The following is an 18,765-nucleotide window of genomic DNA, read 5'->3' on the forward strand; positions in this document are numbered from 1 at the left end:
GGAAGAATCAAACTACTGGTGCTATATACAGGTGTCGGTGAGATACTGCTGGCCTGTAGTGTTTCCGCTCCCTGAATGAACCTGTGTTTTCATGACGCAACGCAAAATCATCCACGTCGACTGTGATTGCTTCTACGCCGCCATCGAGATGCGTGATAACCCGAGCCTGGCCGGTAAGCCCATGGCGGTGGGCGGTTCAGCGGATCGGCGGGGGGTGATTGCCACCTGCAATTACGAGGCGCGAGCCTTTGGCGTGCGTTCGGCGATGTCGTCGCGGCATGCCTTGAGCCTGTGTCCGGACCTGGTCATCGTCAAGCCGCGCATGGATGCCTATAAGGAAGCGTCGAAGGATATCCAGGCGATCTTTCGCGACTACACCGATCTGATCGAGCCCTTGTCCCTGGATGAAGCCTACCTCGACGTGTCCGACAGCCCGCACTTTGCCGGCAGCGCGACACGCATTGCCCAGGACATCCGGCGCCGGGTCTCCAAGCAATTGCATATCACCGTCTCCGCCGGAGTGGCGCCGAACAAGTTTCTGGCCAAGATCGCCAGCGACTGGAAAAAGCCCAACGGATTGTTTGTGATCACACCGGATCAGGTGGAGGACTTCGTTGCCGGCTTGCCGGTCAACAAGCTGCACGGGGTCGGCAAGGTCACGGCGGACAAGCTTGGGCGGTTGGGAATTACCGATTGCCTGCAATTGTGCGAATGGGGCAAGTTGGCCCTGGTCCGCGAGTTCGGCAGTTTTGGCGAGCGCCTGTGGGGATTGGCCCGGGGCATCGATGAGCGGCTGGTGCACAACGATAGCCGGCGGCAGTCGGTGAGTGTCGAAAACACCTACGATGCCGACTTGCCGGACCTCGCCAGTTGCCTGGAAAAACTCCCCGAACTGATGGAAACCCTCGCCGGGCGCATTGCCCGACTCGACAGCAGCTATCGGCCGGGCAAGCCCTTCGTCAAAGTGAAGTTCCACGACTTTACCCAGACGACCCTGGAGCAGGCTGGGGCAGGGCGGGATCTGGAGAGCTATCGGCAGTTGCTGAGCCAGGCTTTTGCCCGAGGCGAACGGCCGGTGCGGTTGTTGGGGATTGGTGTGCGTTTGCAGGATTTGCGCGGTGGGCATGAACAGCTGGAGTTGTTCAGCGGCTGAAGCGATTAGTCTTCAGCCCGCTCGAACGCTTCAGTTGGCCGCGGGATCCGCCACCAGCCGCCCGGCTTTTTTGGTCAGGGTCTTGAGAAACTCACGCTGCAACTCGGGATCGTTACGGGTCAGTTCGATCAGGCTCTGCTCCAGTTCGCTGGCTTCGTCCTCCAGCCCCAACTCCGACAGGCGCTTGACCCGATGTACCCATTGGTTGACGTCGTCACCCTCCAGGTCGTTGTAGATCAGGTCATGGGCCTCCAGCAGCTTGCCGCGCAGCTTGCTGCTGATGGACAGGCTGGAGTCCGAGTGAATTTCACCCTGGGCATCTTCCACGCGGATCTGCAGGTTGCCGATGCGATACAGGTCCTGCTCGGCAAACGGGCTGTCCAGCAGGTTGAGGCGCAGCACGCCATTACGGTCGGTGGTCAGCTCGGCGGTCTGTTTGCCGGCGACGACTTCCACCGGGCGTTCGGACCACGGCAGGCTCGAGTATTCCGTGCGCTTGTCGCGCTGGATTTCCTCGACCCCGGCCAGGTTCTGCTGGGCACGGCCGCCAGACTCGACGTTCATGAACGGATTGAGGCCGTCGATGCCGTCCTTGAGCCAGCCATGGGTCATGCTGTCCGGCATATGGCCGAGGGCAAAGATATTGGCCACATTGGCAGCGGCGCCACCGATCAGGGCCAGGGCCCCGAGCGGCATTTCATAGACCTTGCGCCAGCCTTGATAAGGCGTGTAGCGATCATAACGACGGGTAACATCGAATTCGGTGACTTCGAAGGTCTTCTGCTCGTGAATCCGCACGCGACGTTGCGGCAGCTCGAGAACCTTGGGGTCACCGACATCGATCTGCAGGCTGTGAGCGAGCAGTTTGCGCTCGACACGCTCTTCATGCTCGCTGCGTTGTGACATCTGGTTGGCGCAGCCGCTGACCAGCAGGGCGCCGCACAAGGCGGCGCCCCCGAGGGCTAAGGTACTTCGATTGAACATGGGCGCTCTATCTGGACTCAGCGACGGATACGGGCCTGAAGGAAGGACAGCACGTCGGCGACCGGCAGCGCGTGCGCCTCGGCCTCGGTGCGGCTCTTGTATTCCAGGTTGCCTTCGGCCAGGCCGCGGTCGCTGACCACGATCCGATGGGGAATGCCGATCAGTTCCATGTCGGCGAACTTGATGCCCGGGCTGGTTTTCTTGTCGCGGTCGTCCAGCAGCACTTCGAAGCCGGCGGCCGTCAATTCGGCGTAGAGCTTGTCGGTGGCTTCGCGAACCTGTTCGGTTTCATAGCGCAGCGGTACCAGGGCGATCTGGAACGGCGCCAGGGAGTCGCTCCAGATGATGCCGTTGGCGTCGTTGTTCTGCTCGATGGCGGCAGCGACCACGCGGGACACGCCAATACCGTAGCAGCCCATGGTCAGGGTTACCGGCTTGCCGTTTTCGCCCAGGACCTGGCACTTCATCGCTTCGCTGTACTTGGTGCCCAGCTGGAAGATGTGGCCGACTTCGATGCCGCGCTTGATCTCCAGGGTGCCCTTGCCGTCCGGGCTCGGATCGCCGGCCACGACGTTGCGCAGGTCGGCCACGGTCGGTACGGGCAGGTCACGTTCCCAGTTGACGCCGAAGTAGTGCTTGTCGTCGATGTTGGCGCCGATACCGAAGTCGCTCATCAGCTCGACCGAACGGTCGATGATGATCGGCAGCGGCAGGTTCAACGGGCCGAGGGAGCCGGCACCGGCACCGATGGCGTCACGCAGTTCGGCATCGGAAGCCATGACCAGCGGGCTGGCAACGCCTGGCTGGTTGGCGGCCTTGATTTCGTTCAACTCGTGATCGCCGCGGATGATCAGGGCAATCAGCTTGCCTTCTTCTTCGGCGTGGACGATCAGGGTCTTGACGGTCTTTTCGATTGCCAGGTTGTAGCCTTCGACCAACTGCGCAATGGTTTTTGCATCAGGGGTGTCGACCAGGCGCAGGGCTTCGGTCGGCGCCGGGCGCGAGGTTTCGCGAGGCACGGCTTCGGCCTTCTCGATATTCGCCGCGTACTCGGAGCCGTTGCTGAAGACGATATCGTCTTCGCCGGACTCGGCCAGTACGTGGAACTCATGGGAGCCGGCGCCGCCGATGGAGCCGTTGTCCGCTTCCACGGGGCGGAACTTCAGGCCCAGGCGGGTAAAGACATTGCAGTACGCCTGGTGCATGCGGTCGTAGGTGACCTGCAGCGAGGCCTGGTCGACGTGGAAGGAGTAGGCGTCCTTCATGATGAATTCGCGACCGCGCATCAGGCCGAAGCGTGGGCGGATTTCGTCACGGAACTTGGTCTGGATCTGGTACAGGTTGATCGGCAACTGCTTGTAGCTGCTCAGCTCGTTGCGGCACAGATCGGTGATCACTTCTTCGTGGGTAGGGCCGGCACAGAAGTCGCGGTCGTGGCGATCTTTCAGGCGCAGCAGCTCAGGGCCATATTGTTCCCAACGACCGGATTCCTGCCACAGTTCAGCCGGCTGGATGCCGGGCATCAGCACTTCCAGGGCGCCGGCCGCGTTCATTTCCTCGCGCACGATGGCTTCGACCTTGCGCATGACACGCAGGCCCATGGGCAGCCAGGTGTACAGGCCGGAAGCGAGTTTGCGGATCATCCCGGCGCGCAGCATCAGCTGATGGCTGATCACGACCGCGTCGGAAGGTGTTTCTTTCTGTGTGGCGAGCAAATATTGACTGGTGCGCATGGTTGGCCGTTGTCGCTTGCTGATGACTGAAAATGACTGAGCATTGTACGGGTGTGATCCGGCGACGTACAGGCGTGTCGCCGCACCGCTCCGGGGGAGAGCGGTGCGGGCCTGTATTTACGGGGTTTCTTCGCCGACGGCGGTGGGTATCGCGCCTTCGCCACGGCTGGACTGATACCAGTGCAGGGCGATCAGGATCAGGGTCGGAATACCCATCACGGCGGTAATGATGAAGAACTTGTGGTAGCCGAACTTTTCCACCATCACCCCGGAATAACCGCCGATCAGGCGCGGCAGCAGGAGCATGATCGAACTGAGCAGGGCGTACTGGGTGGCGGAGAACTTCAGGTTGGTCAGGCTCGACAGATAGGCGACGAAGGCCGAGGTCGCCAGGCCCGAACTGAAGTTGTCCAGGGAGATGGTGACAATCAGCATCTTCAGGTTCGGGCCCATATCGGCCAGCAGCATGAACAGCAGGTTGGTCGCCGCCGAGGCCGCGCCGCCGATGAACAGGATCGGCAGGATGCCGAAGCGCACGATCAGCAGGCCGCCCATGCCGGCCCCGATCAGGGTCATGATCAGGCCGAAGATCTTGCTGACCCCGGCGATCTGGTCCTTGGTAAAGCCCTGGTCGATATAGAACACGTTGGCCATCACGCCCATCACCGTGTCCGACATCCGATAGGTGGCGATCAGCCCCAGCAATAGCAGGGCCTGCCAGCGATAACGGACGATAAAGTCGTTGACCGGCGTCAGCACCGGCGCCAGGCCGCGACGGCCCATGCTCGACAGGCAGAGGGTGGTGAGGATGGTATAGAGGATAGCGCGCAGGAAGGCACGGTCTTCCAGCAGCAGGTCAAGCATGCTCCGGCCCTGGAACAGCACGCTGGCGAAATCGGTGTTGTAGAGCTGGGTAAACATCGCCGGTACCGAGACCAGCAGGACGATCAGCACGAAGACCGAGGACAGCTGGTGCACGAAGCTGTAGCGCCCGGCGGAGAGCTGGGTCCTTAGCGGCACTGGCGGTTCGCGCATGAAGAAGGTGGTGAGCAGCGCCGGAATCATCAGCAGGCCGAACAGCACGTAGGTGCCGGTCCAGGCCGAATGCTTGTAGCTGAAGCCGGTGGAACCGAAACCTTCGGCGATAAACAGCGCGCCAGCGGTGGCCAGCAGGGCGGCAACCCGATACCCCGACATATAGCTGGCAGCCAGGGCGGCCTGCTGGCTGTCGTTGGCGATTTCCAGGCGATAGGCGTCCACCGCGATGTCCTGGGTCGCGGAGGCGAAGGCCACGACAACAGCAATGGCGATCAGCCAGGACAGGTGTTTCTGCGGATCGCAGAAACCCATGCCGATCAACCCGAGGACGATCAGGATCTGCGCCAGCACCAACCAGGAACGGCGGCGCCCGAGTTTTCCGAGCAACGGCAGGCGCCATTGGTCGAGCAGCGGCGACCAGACCCATTTGAAGGCGTAGGCGAGGCCGATCAGGCTGGCATAACCGATGGTTTCACGGGCCACGCCGGCTTCACGCAGCCAGACGGAAAGCGTGGAAAACACCAACATATAAGGCAGACCGGCGGCGAAACCGAGCAGCAGGAGCACGAGTGTCGAGGGGCTGGCATAAGCGGCGAGCGCGGCGCGCCAGGTTTTACGGGGCATGGGCTGGAATCTGCCTCAGGTTAACGGAAACAAAGCGCGCACTCTAACCGCTGTGCTCTATCGGGCGCCAGCCATGGCGCTTGATATCGACACGATTGTTCAGGACCGTCAGGCCTTCAGTCCGCAGCCGGGCGCGTTGTTCGTCGCCGGAGGGGCTGCCGGCGGGCAGGCTGATCCGACCGCCGGCACCCAGCACCCGATGCCAGGGCAGGCTCGTATCGGCGGGCAACTGGCTCAAGGTCCGTCCGACAAAACGGGCGGCACGCCCCAGACCCGCCAGCTCGGCCAGTTGGCCATAGGTCACGACCCGGCCTTCGGGCACTTGCGCCAGGGTCAGGTAGAGGGCGGTGCGGCGCATCTGTGCAGGGCTTTCGCCGCCGCTGCTGTCGTCGGTCATTGAGGCAGTCCTGTTCGGGGATCTGGCTGCTTGTGTAGGTTATTTCTGTGAGTCATGGGTGATTATTGAACTAGGGTGTCGTTCAGTCGGTCACTCTTTGGTCAAGGTATTGCCCTGCGGGATAATGCCGGTTTTTTTCCGCAAACCCGAGTCCTCTCTCTGCTTATGTTATCCAGAACCCTGCTGTGCCTTGCTGTTCTCAGTGCCTCGACGCCGTTGCTGGCCGATACCGTCTGGTTGAAGAACGGCGATCGCCTGACGGGCAAGATCAGCCTGTTCGACGGCGGCAAGCTGTTGATCCAGACCGATTACGCCGGAGCGATCCCGGTGGACTGGAAGCAGGTCAAGACCCTGGAAAGCGACCAGGAGCTGCTGGTCAAGCAGGATGCCTACACGGGGGAGAAGGCCAAGTCCCTGAAAGCGGCGGCGGACGGCAAGGTGACGCTGGTCAACGGCGAGGCGCCGAAAACCGTCGACCTCGTGAGTATCAAGCAGATCGTCAAGCCCAAGCCGGTGATCGAGGACCTGGTGTGGAAGGGCAATGTCGACCTGGCCCTGGACTACAAACGGGCGGATCAGGACACCGACGACTACGACATCGGCTTCAAGACCACTGCCCGCCATGGCGCCTGGCGGCATAATGCCCAGGGTGAGTACAACCGCGAGTTCCAGAACAATATCGTGACCGCCAACAACTGGAACGTCGAGTATGCCCTGGACCGCTTTATCACCGAAAAGTGGTTCTGGCAGGGGCGCCTGACCTACAAGCGTGACTTCGTGGAAGAACTGTCGCGCCAACGTATCGTCGGTACCGGTCCTGGCTACCAGTTCTGGGACAATGAGCTGGGGGCGTTTTCCCTCGGTTCGCTGCTCAACAATACCGACTACGAGTACAGTAACGGCGATAAGAAGAACTTTTATTCGCTGGGGATGAAATGGGACTACAGCCGTAACCTGGTGGGCAAGACGGTGCAGTTCTTCACCAACGGCGAAGTGGGCAAGCCGTTGAGCGGGCCTTCGGAGTATTCCCTCGACGCCCAGATGGGCCTGCGCTACAAAGTGACCGAGTGGGCCTCGCTGAACCTCAAGGCCGAGCGCAACGTGGTCCAGGGCGATGCGGAGAGCAGCCTGAACAAGACCCGCTACACGGCTGGCTTCGGCGTCGTCTGGTAATCGCACCGCTTTCCCGACCCTGGCCTCCGTCACAGATAATGTTTATTTTGTCACTGATTTTCATTCGCAAGTCCAAGGGCTTGCCGACGGTTTCTGACGAGGAGTCATAAAGGTGATTACTGAAGTTGCCAAGAACGCCCGTGAGCTGCTGCTCAAGGAGTACCGGGGGGTGTTGTCCACGCACTCCAAGGCCATGCCCGGTTTCCCGTTTGGCTCCGTGGTGCCTTACTGCCTTGACGACCAGGGGCGGGCGTTGATCCTGATCAGCCGGATCGCCCAGCATACCCATAACCTGCAGAAGGACCCCAAGTGTTCCCTGCTGGTGGGCGAGCGCGATGCCGAAGACGTGCAGGCGGTCGGTCGCCTGACCTACCTGGCCGAGGCCGAAAAGCTCAGCGATCCCGAGGCGATCGAGGCAGCGGCCGAGCGTTACTATCGCTACTTCCCGGATTCGCGGAACTACCATCAGGCCCACGATTTCGACTTCTGGGTCCTCAACCCGGTGCGGCACCGCTATATCGGTGGTTTCGGCGCGATTCACTGGCTGGATCAGGTCACCTTGGCGAACCCCTTCGCCGGCAAGGCCGAGATCAGCATGGTCGAACACATGAACAGCGACCACGCCAAGGCCATCGCCCACTACGTCGCCCTGGCCGGCCTGCCGGATACAGTGCCTGCGCAACTGGCGGGTATCGACACCGAAGGCATGCATCTGCGCATTGGCCAGGCGCTGTACTGGCTGCCCTTCGAAGCACCTTGCAACACGCCGACACAAGTTCGCGAAGCCTTGGTTTCCCTGGCTCACGCCGAGCATTGGCCAAAAAAGGAAGCCGCTTCAGCTTGAATTCACAACCTGTCGACGTCATCTCAGGTTAAGTGGAAGGCATTCTTCCGTAGAGGAACCATTTGATGCGCGCTTTTTTATTGCTCTTTCTGCTGTTTCCGGTGCTAGAGCTGTATGTGTTTTTCCAGGTCAGTACCGCGATCGGGTTTTTCCCGGCCCTGGCGCTGATCATTCTCGGCTCGATGCTGGGTGTGCTGGTCCTGCGGGTTGCAGGGATCGCCACGGCGTTGCGGGCGCGGGAAAGTCTCAACCGCGGCGAGTTGCCGGCCCAGACCATGCTCGAGGGCCTGATGCTGGCCCTGGGCGGTGGCCTGCTGCTGCTGCCGGGGTTTATCAGCGATATTATCGGCCTGGTCCTGTTGTTGCCCATGACCCGCCGCCTGTTGGCCGACCGCATGCGTCGGCGCGTCGAAGAGCAGGCATTGCGTCAGCGGGCCTTTGCCGACGATCTGCAGCCCCGTGGTCCGTCGGGATCGGCGCCGGCCGCCAGCCGGCAGCCCCAGGTCATCGAAGGCGAGTTCGAACACCGCGATTCCTGATCGTCAGCACAACGACACGGCACCTTCGGGTGCCGTGTTGGTTTTCGGCACCATAAGGTAAAAAAAACGTCACCTCGCCCTTGAAATTACCTTTGGTGACCTTATGTAACGGTCACCGCAAGGTTTTGGCGAAAATCGCCAGACAGTCTTTCGCGGTTCGCTTGGCGAGCCGCAACCGGCAACGCCGGATTTGCTAAACCGGTCGGTATCGACATCGACCCTTGAAAACCATAATTAGGAGAGATCGACAATGAAGCTTCGTCCTCTGCATGACCGCGTCGTCATCCGTCGCAGCGAAGAAGAGAAAAAAACCGCCGGCGGTATCGTGCTGCCAGGTTCGGCTGCCGAGAAAGCCAACCACGGTGAAATTCTCGCTGTAGGTACCGGCCGCGTGCTGGACAACGGTGAAGTCCGTGCGCTGGCCGTGAAAGTGGGTGACAAGGTGGTATTCGGCCCTTACTCCGGCAGCAACACTGTGAAAGTAGACGGCGAAGACCTGCTGGTAATGGCCGAGAACGAGATTCTCGCTGTTATCGAAGGCTGATTCCCGCTCATTTTTCCCGTTACGACAAAGTATTCAAGGAATTACGATCATGGCTGCTAAAGAAGTTCTGTTTGGCGACTCCGCCCGCAAAAAAATGCTCAAAGGCGTCAACGTCCTGGCTGACGCGGTAAAAGCGACCCTGGGCCCGAAAGGCCGTAACGTGATCATCGAGAAGAGCTTCGGCGCTCCGACCATCACCAAGGACGGCGTTTCCGTTGCCAAGGAAATCGAGCTGGAAGACCGTTTCGAAAACATGGGCGCGCAACTGGTCAAGGACGTTGCTTCCCGTGCCAACGATGACGCTGGCGACGGCACCACCACCGCCACCGTACTGGCTCAGTCGATCGTCAACGAAGGCCTGAAGGCTGTCGCTGCCGGCATGAACCCGATGGACCTCAAGCGCGGTATCGACAAGGCGACCATCGCCATCGTCAAAGAGCTCAAAGCCCTGTCCAAGCCTTGCGCCGACACCAAGGCCATCGCTCAGGTCGGCACCATCTCCGCCAACTCCGACAGCTCCATCGGCGACATCATTGCCGAAGCCATGGAAAAAGTCGGTAAAGAAGGCGTGATCACCGTTGAAGAAGGCTCGGGCCTGGAAAACGAACTGTCGGTTGTAGAAGGCATGCAGTTCGACCGTGGCTACCTGTCCCCGTACTTCGTCAACAAGCCGGAAACCATGGTCGCCGAGCTGGACGGCCCGCTGATCCTGCTGGTCGACAAAAAAATCTCCAACATCCGCGAAATGCTGCCAGTGCTGGAAGCCGTTGCCAAAGCCGGCCGTCCACTGCTGATCGTGGCCGAAGACGTTGAAGGCGAAGCCCTGGCGACCCTGGTTGTGAACAACATGCGCGGTATCGTCAAGGTCGCTGCCGTCAAGGCACCGGGCTTCGGTGATCGTCGCAAGGCGATGCTGCAGGATATCGCTGTCCTGACTGGCGGTACCGTGATCTCCGAAGAGATCGGCCTGAGCCTGGAAAGCACCACCCTGGACCACCTGGGCAGCGCCAAGCGCGTGACCCTGTCCAAGGAAAACACCATCATCGTCGACGGTGCTGGCGTTCAAGGCGACATCGAAGCCCGTATCGCTCAGATCCGTGCCCAGGTTGCCGATACTTCCTCCGACTACGACCGTGAAAAACTGCAAGAGCGTCTGGCCAAGCTGTCCGGCGGCGTTGCAGTGATCAAGGTCGGTGCTGGTTCCGAAGTTGAAATGAAAGAGAAGAAAGCCCGCGTTGAAGACGCCCTGCACGCTACCCGTGCAGCCGTTGAAGAAGGCGTGGTCCCTGGCGGTGGCGTTGCCCTGATCCGTGCCCTGGAAGCACTGACCGAACTGACCGGCGACAACGCCGACCAGAACGTGGGTATCTCCGTGCTGCGTCGCGCCGTTGAATCGCCGATGCGCCAGATTGCCGCCAACAGCGGTGATGAGCCAAGTGTCGTGGTCAACGCAGTCAAGAACGGCAAAGGCAACTTCGGTTACAACGCTGCTACCGGCGAGTACGGCGACATGATCGAAATGGGCATCCTGGACCCTACCAAGGTAACCCGTTCGGCGCTGCAGGCAGCTGCTTCCATTGCTGGTCTGCTGCTGACCACCGATGTTGCGATTGCCGATGCACCGAAGAAAGAAGGTGCAGCTGGCGGCGGTATGCCAGACATGGGCGGCATGGGTGGTATGGGCGGCATGATGTAAGTCGGCCCCACCTGCTACAAAGAAACCCCGCCTTGTGCGGGGTTTCTTTTTTTCGGCGAGTTATGGGCGCAGCGACTGCTTTTATCGCGCGGCTTGTCGCTGCCACAGGCTTGCCCTTAAGCTGCGCGAGCCAAGACATGGCCGTTACCGCGTACGGAGAGAGTACCCATGCGAATTCTACTGGTTGAAGACAACCGCGATATCCTCGCCAACCTGGCTGATTACCTGGGGCTTAAAGGCTATACCGTGGACTGTGCGCAGGACGGCTTGTCGGGCCTGCACCTGGCTGCCACCGAACATTACGACCTGATCGTGCTGGATATCATGTTGCCGGGTATCGATGGTTTCACCCTGTGCAAGCGCCTGCGTGAAGATGCCCGGCGCGACACCCCGGTGATCATGCTCACCGCCCGCGATCAACTGGATGATCGTCTGCAAGGTTTCAAGTCCGGTGCCGACGACTACCTGCTCAAGCCGTTCGCCCTGTCGGAACTGGCGGCGCGGATCGAAGCAGTCCTGCGCCGGGCCCAGGGCGGCGGACGCCGGGCCTTGCAGGTCGGTGAGCTGAGCTACGACCTCGATACCCTGGAAGTGACCCGCGAAGGGCGTCTGCTCAAGCTCAACCCGGTGGGCTTGAAGCTGCTGGCGGTGCTGATGCAGAAAAGCCCCCATGTACTGCGTCGCGAAGTCCTCGAGGAAGCCCTGTGGGGCGACGATTGCCCGGACAGCGACAGCTTGCGCAGTCACGTCCACCAATTGCGCCAGGTGATCGACAAGCCTTTCGAAAAGCCTTTGCTGCATACCGTACATGGCGTCGGCTATCGCCTGGCTGAAGGCCGCGATGGAGTTTAAACAGAGCCTTGCCCAACGCATCATCATCGCCTTTGCGCTGATGAGCGCCCTGGTGGCGGGGACCTTTGCCATAGGTATCGTGGCGACGGTTCACCTGGTTGAGGAAAGGCTGATTTCCGCAGGCCTGGGAGGCGATCTCCAGCGTCTGTTGCTGATGGACAGTGTCAATGACTGGAGCCATCGACCCGAACCCGATCAACTGTTCTATTTCAGCGGCGGTCCGGGGGATTTCGCCTTGCCCAGGGATCTGCGTCATCTGGACGCCGGGTTCCACGAGGTGTTTCGCGACCAACTGTCCTACCACGCCATGGTCGAGGTGGTCGACGGTCGGCGTTACGTGCTGTTGCAGGACCAGAGTGACTTCGAAGAGCGTGAGCGGGTATTGTTTGCCGTGGTGCTGGTGGGATTTGTCCTGGCCCTGGCCCTGGCCGTGTTTCTCGGCTGGATTCTCGCCCGGCGGGTGATGGCGCCAGTGGTACGCCTGGCCCGCCAGGTGCGTCATCGTGATCAGTTACTCGGGCTGGCACCGTCCCTGGCGCCGGATTACGCCGCTGACGAAGTGGGTGAACTGGCGGTGGCGTTTGACGCCACCCTCGGCCGGCTGCGCGACGCCCTGACTCGCGAGCGCCTGTTCACCAGCGATGTCAGTCATGAACTGCGTACGCCGCTGATGGTATTGGCGACCTCCTGTGAGCTGTTGCTGGAAAACCCGGCCATTGACCAGCGCGGACGCAATCAGGTCGAGCGCATTGCCCGGGCCTGCGAGGAAATGCGCGAGCTGGTGCAGACCTTCCTGATGCTCGCCCGGGCCCAGCGTGAGGACGCCAGCATGTCGCCGCAGGTCTCCCTGAGTCGGGTAGCGGACGACTTGATCGGATTGTGGCGTGCACCGATTGAAGAGAAGGGCCTGAGGCTGATCGTCGATCCCGGCAATCCTCCGGATACCCGCTATAACGCCACCTTCCTCCACGCCGTAATGGGTAACCTGCTGCGCAATGCCTTGCACTACACCGACCAGGGCTTTATCCGCCTGAGCCTGGAGCCGGCCGGGTTCGTGGTGGAAGACAGCGGCGTGGGGATTCCGGAAGAGAAGCGCGAAGCCATGTTCCAGCCCTTCGTACGCGGTAACGAAAAACGCGGTGAAGGCCTTGGGCTGGGCTTGTCTCTGGTCCAGCGGATCTGCGAAAACCAGGGTTGGCATGTCAGCCTGACCACCATGACACCCAATGGCTGCCGCTTTCATGTTGACCTGGGCGGGCCTGATACATGACCGGAAACGAAATGTTCACCTGGGAAAGGCCCGTCTTTGGCGCCCTGAAATACGCCAAGACGCGGCGGATGATCTCAAAAAGCTACGACACCACTCGTCGTTGAGTGCCACGGCACAGGGAAAACTGAGCTATTTTGAGGATAGATGTTCAGCAATACCATCAAAGGCTTATGGTAATGAAGTTAGAAGTCGCTCGAGGTTTGTTTCTGGTCAGTGCGCTGGCCGTGGCCTCCTTGGCCCTGGTGGTCTGGGAGCAGCCCGGTCCTGAGGTCCTGACTACCGCGGCCGGTGCCGGACATTGTCCTATGCCCCGTGTTGCCAAGGCGGCCGATGCCAAACCCGACCACGATCTTCTGTTGTTCATGTTCGGCCTTTCCCAAGGGCTCAAGCCGCAGAGTTGAAGTCGTCCTGTCTGTCTCCCAGGCCTCGCATTGATCGAGGCCTTTTTTATGTGCGCCGTTTGCTTCATTCAGCACCCGCTTTTGGACGCTGCGGGCCAGGATTGGATCCAGAAGTTCTGTTTTACCTGCCTCGGCGTGTAAGCCATTGCTTACATCTTGCGTAAGCGATCGAGGATAATTTGCTGTCTCGATTACTGGGTATTTCTCTTAACCAATTGAAATATATGGTTTTTTTGTGTTTTTAATGGATCCAATCCTGAAGAGATGGCACTTTGGATCCTGTTGCAGCGACTCAGAAAGTCTTTAATATCGCCCCTGTGTCGACGGATAGACACGGCGATCAAGGACAGATTGCTGGAAGGAACATCGCGGGATGCGATTCATCAGGACGATGAAAGGGAAAAAAGGGACTAGGGAAAAAATGTGGGCGGGTCACACCGCCCCTTTTTTTTGCCTGTAGAAAAGTGAAGGCACAAAAAAAAGGCCCGCAAGGGGCCTTTTTGTCGAGCGCGGTGCAATCAGCGTTCGAGGTGCTTGATCTTGCCTTTTTTGCCATCCCACTCTTCAGCGTCCGGCAGTGATTCTTTCTTCTCAGTGATGTTGGGCCAGATCTCGGCCAGATCAACGTTCAACTGAATGAACTCCTTCATATCCTCCGGGACTTCATCCTCGGAGAAAATAGCCACAGCAGGGCATTCCGGCTCGCAAAGCGCGCAGTCGATGCACTCATCCGGGTGAATGACCAGGAAGTTCGGGCCTTCGTAAAAGCAGTCCACCGGACAGACTTCTACGCAGTCGGTGTACTTGCACTTGATGCAGTTGTCGGTGACGACGAAGGTCATTTCTAGTTCTCTCCTCAGGCGGCGGCAGCGAAACCCTATCAGAATGGGCTCGCCAGGTCTGGGAGCGATAGTCTGCGAACCAGGCTAATAGTTCGCAGCATCCCAAACCGCGCGAGATTCTAGCAGCTTGTAGTCCGCTGCGTTAGATCCGTGTCTTCATTGTATAGAGCATTTCCAATGCACGCCGTGGCGTCAGGTCGTCGAGGTTGAGCTTGGCCAGTTCATCCAGCACCGGATGGGGCAGGCTGGCGAACATATCGCTTTGCATCGGAGCGGCTGGTTTTCCTGGTTTGGCGACCGGCTGCTCGTGGGGCAGGCTGGTGGTCTCCAGGCGACTCAGGTGCTCGCGGGCACGGGTGATCACATCGCTCGGCACGCCGGCCAGCTGTGCCACCGCCAGGCCGTAGCTCTGGCTGGCCGGGCCGGGCAGTACGTGGTGGAGGAAGACGATGCGTTCATTGTGCTCGGTGGCATTGAGATGCACGTTGGCCACCAATGGCTCGTTTTCCGGCAGCACGGTCAGTTCGAAGTAGTGGGTGGCGAACAGGGTGTAGGCCCGCAGTTGCGCGAGGCGTTCCGCCGCTGCCCAGGCCAGGGACAGGCCGTCGAAGGTGCTGGTGCCGCGTCCGACTTCGTCCATCAGCACCAGGCTGCGCTCGGTGGCGTTGTGCAGGATGTTGGCGGTTTCGCTCATTTCCACCATGAAGGTCGAGCGTCCTCCGGCCAGGTCGTCGCTGGAACCGATCCGGGTGAAGATCCGGTCCACCAGGGACAACTCGCAGCTGGCTGCTGGCACGAAGCTGCCGATATGGGCCAGCAGCACGATCAGCGCGGTCTGGCGCATGTAGGTGGATTTACCGCCCATGTTAGGACCGGTGATCACCAGCATGCGGGTATTGTCATCGAGCGCCAGGTCATTGGCTACGAACGGTGTGGTCAGCACCTGCTCGACCACCGGGTGGCGTCCCTGGCTGATGCGCATGCACGGTTCGTCGACAAAGCGCGGGCAATTCAGGTCCAGGTTCAGTGCGCGTTCGGCGAGGTTGCTCAGCACATCCAGCTCGGCCAGGGCCGCGGCGGTGTCCTGCAGCGGCGGCAGTTCGCCAATCAAGGTTTCGAGCAAGGCTTCGTAGAGCATCTTCTCCCGGGCCAGGGCGCGGCTCTTGGCCGACAAGGCCTTGTCCTCGAATTCCTTGAGTTCCGGGGTGATAAAGCGCTCGGCGCCCTTGAGGGTCTGGCGCCGGATGTAGTCTGCCGGTGCCGACTCGGCCTGCTTGCTCGGCAACTCGATGAAATAGCCGTGGACCCGGTTATAGCCGACCTTGAGGTTGGCCAGGCCCGTGCGGGCTTTTTCCCGGGCTTCCAGGTCGATCAGGAACTGCCCGGCGTTTTCGCTCAGCGACAACAGTTCGTCCAGTTCGGTGTCGTAGCCGGTTTTCAGGACGCCGCCGTCGCGGATGATCGCCGGCGGATTATCGATGATGGCGCGCTCCAGCAGGATCGCCAGCTCCGGGTAGGTCTTGGTGGTGACGGCCAGTTGCTTGAGGTGCGGGGCGTCCAGTTCGAGCATCGCATCCTGCAACTGCGGCAGGGCGCCGAGGGCATCGCGCAGGCGCGCCAGGTCGCGAGGCCGGGCGTTGCGCAGGCCGATCCGCGCAAGGATCCGCTCGATGTCTCCGATCTCCTTGAGCTGCGGTTGCAGCTTTTCGAAGCGGTAGCTTTCGAGCAGGCAGGTGATGGAGCTCTGGCGTGCCTGCAAGACACGCAGGTCGCGCAGCGGGCGGTTCAACCAACGGGTCAGCAGGCGGCTGCCCATGGCGGTCTGGCAACGGTCGACCACCGATTGCAGGGTGTTTTCGCGGCCACCGGCAAGGTTGGTGTCCAGTTCCAGGTTACGGCGGCTGGCGCCGTCGAGCACCACGGTGTCGTCCAGGCGTTCATGGCGCAGGCTGCGCAAGTGCGGCAGGGCGGTGCGCTGGGTTTCCTTGGCGTAACTGAGCAGGCAGCCGGCGGCGCCGATGGCCAGGGTCAGGGTTTCGCAGCCGAAGCCTTTCAGATCCTGTACGGAAAATTGTTGGCAGAGACTTTTGAGCGCGGAGTCCCGTTCGAAGTCCCACGGCGCACGACGACGTGTCCCACGACGCTTTTCCGCAGGCAGGCCCTGTGGCCAGTCATCCGGGATCATCAGCTCGACCGGGTTGATCCGCTCCAGCTCCGACAGCAGATTTTCCCAACCCTTGATTTCGAGGACGGTGAAGTTGCCGCTGGTGATATCCAGCACGGCCAGGCCGAACAGACGTTCATCACCCAGTACCGCGGCAATCAGGTTGTCGCGGCGCTCATCGAGCAGGGCTTCGTCACTGACGGTGCCAGGGGTGATGATCCGCACCACCTGCCGTTCGACCGGCCCCTTGCTGGTGGCCGGATCGCCGATCTGTTCGCAGATCACCACTGATTCGCCGAGCTTCACCAGCTTGACGAGATAACCTTCGAGGGAATGGTAAGGAATCCCACACATCGGAATCGCCTGCCCGGCTGATTGCCCACGGGCGGTGAGGGTGATATCGAGCAGCTTGGCGGCCTTCTTCGCGTCTTCATAGAAGATCTCGTAGAAGTCGCCCATGCGGTAGAACATCAGCTGGTCGGGATGCTGGTTCTTCAGGCGCCAGTATTGCTGCATCATTGGGGTGTGGGAGGAAAGATCGGGGCTATTTTTACTCATCGGATACTTAGGCGGATTCGTTTTGAGTGGAGTGCGAAGTCGAGCGCCTGGCGCGGGACTTTTTCGATGGGGGCAAGGTTAACACGGCAGGTTGGATGTCCGCTGGTATGGCCTTTTGCAGCCTATCCGGACAGGGAGGAGTCAAACTTTTTTCCTGTTTCGATGGCGGACCGGCTACGTCGCTGTTATCCGCGCGGCCCGCGGGCTTGTTCAGCTGTCGTCGACATTCAATCGCTGGACTCGATAACCCTCGAGTTCAACGGTTGGACAGGCCGTGCATTCATCCGGTACAGCTTCTGAAAGGCGGCGATCTGTTCATGAGACAGCTCGACCGGTGTCTTCAGGACCAGCCAGGTAACACCTGTGCTGCAAGGCGGTGTGGTCAACGAGCCTTGGTATTTGTAATAGCTGCCTTGAGAGGGGAGGACGCTGGCGGGATTGAAGGCCACAACTTCCGTGATTTTGCCCACATCCGGCAGCGTGTTGAAAACAGCTTCCAGGTTCTGGTTTTTTCTTCCCTCCTTGAACAGGACCGCCACGACGACAATCTGTCCGTCTTCAGAGTTGTGGACAAAGTGCGCGTCCATCGGAAAGGACTTGCCGTCTATTTCCTCTTCACTCGGGGTATGGAAGTGAAACTGCCTGAGTTCGAAGTCTTCATTGTCAAAGCGCAGCAGGCTGCCGGGGGCGACATTGATTTGAATCGTATGCCCGTTGTTGGTGATTTCAGCGGCTTGAGGGATGTACTGGAACGACAGGCCAGGGAGTTTCGAACGTTTCGCATGGTGGGTTTCAATATTGACCGGTGACTGCTCCTTGCTGGTGCTGCAACTGATGTAGTCCGGATCCACCTGACCCCAGTGGGTGGGGCCGACATTCCCCTCGTAACCCCAGGAGGCGGCGTGGCTGTTCAACGACAGGATGGCAAGTATCACGGATACGGCCACTTTGGAGGTGTTCATGATGGTGGGTCTCGAGCAATGTCGAGACCCGAGCTTAAGATTCGGAAAAGTAAGTAACTACTGTCAGAAATGACAGTTTTTAATACGGATTTGCGATAGAGCTGATCGCTATTGGGCGGAAATAAGGCTCCCATCGCCCTTGGCCGCGCCTGTGCGACTGTCTATGCATAAAATATGCAAATCAGCATTTGCCATTCCCGAAAAGCGCAAGCAATATGCGCATTATGCAAATACGCAACGTTTCTACCGTCCTACGAGCACTGCTCGACCGACACGGGATCTCCCCTACGGAGCTTCACCGTCGTACCGGCGTGCCCCAATCCACCCTGTCGCGGATCCTCAGCGGGAAGATCGTCGATCCTTCGGACAAGCACATCTCGAAGGTCGCCGAGTACTTCGGCATCAGCACCGACCAACTGCGCGGACGCGCACCGGTTGCCGTTGCCCGGGATCAGGAGCAGGGCACGCCGCACTCCGAACTCAAGGATATAAGCCTGTGGGACGACGACACACCCGTCGATGAAGACGAAGTGTCCGTCCCCTTTCTTCGCGAGGTTGAATTGGCTGCTGGATCAGGAAGATTCGTTATAGAGGAAAGCGAGAAGGCCAGCCTGCGCTTCGGCAAGCGCAGCCTGCGCCACAATGGCGTGCAGTTCGACCAGGCCAAATGCGTGACCGTGCGCGGCAACAGCATGTTGCCGGTGCTGCGCGACGGCGCCACGGTCGGGGTCAACGCCGGCAAGAGCGCCATAGGCGATATCGTCGACGGTGACCTTTACGCCATCAACCACAACGGACAGCTGCGGGTGAAGCAGCTTTATCGCCTGCCGACCGGGATCCGCCTGCGTAGCTTCAACCGCGACGAGCATCCGGATGAGGACTACAGCTTCCAGGAGATCCAGGAAGAGCAGATCACCATCCTTGGTCACGTCTTCTGGTGGGGCATGTACGCCCGCTAAGCACTTCTGATTGAGAAAAAACCCACAGCTAT

The 18,765-nt window shown here is 60.1% G+C and carries 17 protein-coding genes; 10 read left to right on the forward strand and 7 right to left on the reverse strand.

Annotated features, from left to right (window positions below; all coding sequences use genetic code 11):
- The first annotated feature begins 91 nt into the window (after positions 1-91).
- Positions 92-1,153, forward strand: a complete 1,062-nt coding sequence (dinB, locus tag M5C71_RS24450; protein ID WP_248768900.1) for a DNA polymerase IV — start codon at positions 92-94, stop codon at positions 1,151-1,153.
- A 30-nt stretch (positions 1,154-1,183) separates the two neighbouring features.
- Here dinB and M5C71_RS24455 read toward each other — a convergent pair whose 3' ends face one another.
- From M5C71_RS24455 to M5C71_RS24470, 4 genes are all read right to left on the reverse strand, one after another.
- Positions 1,184-2,137: a hypothetical protein gene (locus M5C71_RS24455; protein ID WP_248745162.1), complete on the reverse strand. Its 954-nt coding sequence runs from the start codon at positions 2,135-2,137 to the stop codon at positions 1,184-1,186.
- Positions 2,138-2,154: 17 nt separating this feature from the next.
- A complete protein-coding gene (locus M5C71_RS24460; protein ID WP_248768901.1) occupies positions 2,155-3,870 on the reverse strand; it encodes a proline--tRNA ligase in 1,716 nt (571 codons plus the stop codon).
- A 117-nt stretch (positions 3,871-3,987) separates the two neighbouring features.
- Positions 3,988-5,532, reverse strand: a complete 1,545-nt coding sequence (locus M5C71_RS24465) for an AmpG family muropeptide MFS transporter (RefSeq protein WP_177099804.1) — start codon at positions 5,530-5,532, stop codon at positions 3,988-3,990.
- 43 nt (positions 5,533-5,575) lie between these two features.
- Complete coding sequence (locus tag M5C71_RS24470; RefSeq protein WP_100938638.1) at positions 5,576-5,929, reverse strand: MGMT family protein; 354 nt, start codon at positions 5,927-5,929, stop codon at positions 5,576-5,578.
- Between the two features lie 165 nt (positions 5,930-6,094).
- Between M5C71_RS24470 and M5C71_RS24475 the strand changes: the two genes are divergently transcribed.
- From M5C71_RS24475 to M5C71_RS24510, 8 genes are all read left to right on the forward strand, one after another.
- Entirely contained in the window at positions 6,095-7,102 is a 1,008-nt protein-coding gene (locus tag M5C71_RS24475; RefSeq protein ID WP_248745160.1) for a DUF481 domain-containing protein, read from the forward strand.
- Between the two features lie 112 nt (positions 7,103-7,214).
- Positions 7,215-7,946: a HugZ family protein gene (locus M5C71_RS24480; protein WP_248768902.1), complete on the forward strand. Its 732-nt coding sequence runs from the start codon at positions 7,215-7,217 to the stop codon at positions 7,944-7,946.
- 65 nt (positions 7,947-8,011) lie between these two features.
- Positions 8,012-8,485 carry an FxsA family protein gene (locus tag M5C71_RS24485; RefSeq protein ID WP_103498953.1) on the forward strand — a complete coding sequence of 158 codons (474 nt, stop codon included), beginning with the start codon at positions 8,012-8,014 and terminating at the stop codon, positions 8,483-8,485.
- Positions 8,486-8,735: 250 nt separating this feature from the next.
- The gene (locus M5C71_RS24490; RefSeq protein WP_152740251.1) at positions 8,736-9,029 is read left to right on the forward strand and encodes a co-chaperone GroES; all 294 of its coding nucleotides are present in this window, start codon (positions 8,736-8,738) and stop codon (positions 9,027-9,029) included.
- A gap of 49 nt (positions 9,030-9,078) precedes the next feature.
- Complete coding sequence (gene groL, locus M5C71_RS24495; protein ID WP_248745158.1) at positions 9,079-10,725, forward strand: chaperonin GroEL; 1,647 nt, start codon at positions 9,079-9,081, stop codon at positions 10,723-10,725.
- 168 nt (positions 10,726-10,893) lie between these two features.
- A complete protein-coding gene (gene colR / locus M5C71_RS24500) occupies positions 10,894-11,577 on the forward strand; it encodes a two-component system response regulator ColR (protein WP_103498950.1) in 684 nt (227 codons plus the stop codon).
- A complete protein-coding gene (locus tag M5C71_RS24505) occupies positions 11,567-12,847 on the forward strand; it encodes a HAMP domain-containing sensor histidine kinase (protein ID WP_152740253.1) in 1,281 nt (426 codons plus the stop codon). Before colR ends, M5C71_RS24505 begins: the two co-directional genes overlap by 11 nt.
- A 176-nt stretch (positions 12,848-13,023) precedes the next feature.
- Positions 13,024-13,248: a hypothetical protein gene (locus M5C71_RS24510; protein WP_103498949.1), complete on the forward strand. Its 225-nt coding sequence runs from the start codon at positions 13,024-13,026 to the stop codon at positions 13,246-13,248.
- 518 nt (positions 13,249-13,766) lie between these two features.
- Here M5C71_RS24510 and fdxA read toward each other — a convergent pair.
- The 3 genes from fdxA to M5C71_RS24525 form a co-directional block, all read right to left on the reverse strand.
- Positions 13,767-14,090: a ferredoxin FdxA gene (gene fdxA / locus M5C71_RS24515; RefSeq protein WP_152740255.1), complete on the reverse strand. Its 324-nt coding sequence runs from the start codon at positions 14,088-14,090 to the stop codon at positions 13,767-13,769.
- 142 nt (positions 14,091-14,232) lie between these two features.
- Positions 14,233-16,812, reverse strand: a complete 2,580-nt coding sequence (gene mutS, locus M5C71_RS24520) for a DNA mismatch repair protein MutS (protein WP_248745157.1) — start codon at positions 16,810-16,812, stop codon at positions 14,233-14,235.
- Between the two features lie 227 nt (positions 16,813-17,039).
- Positions 17,040-17,774, reverse strand: a complete 735-nt coding sequence (locus M5C71_RS24525; RefSeq protein WP_248745156.1) for a carbonic anhydrase family protein — start codon at positions 17,772-17,774, stop codon at positions 17,040-17,042.
- 215 nt (positions 17,775-17,989) lie between these two features.
- On the opposite strand from M5C71_RS24525, the gene M5C71_RS24530 reads away from it, so the two are divergent.
- Positions 17,990-18,733: an XRE family transcriptional regulator gene (locus tag M5C71_RS24530; RefSeq protein WP_103498945.1), complete on the forward strand. Its 744-nt coding sequence runs from the start codon at positions 17,990-17,992 to the stop codon at positions 18,731-18,733.
- The last annotated feature ends 32 nt before the right edge of the window (positions 18,734-18,765 follow it).

Origin of the sequence: Pseudomonas sp. MWU12-2345, assembly GCF_023242385.1 — a bacterium.
Taxonomy (GTDB): Bacteria; Pseudomonadota; Gammaproteobacteria; order Pseudomonadales; family Pseudomonadaceae; genus Aquipseudomonas; species Aquipseudomonas gingeri_D.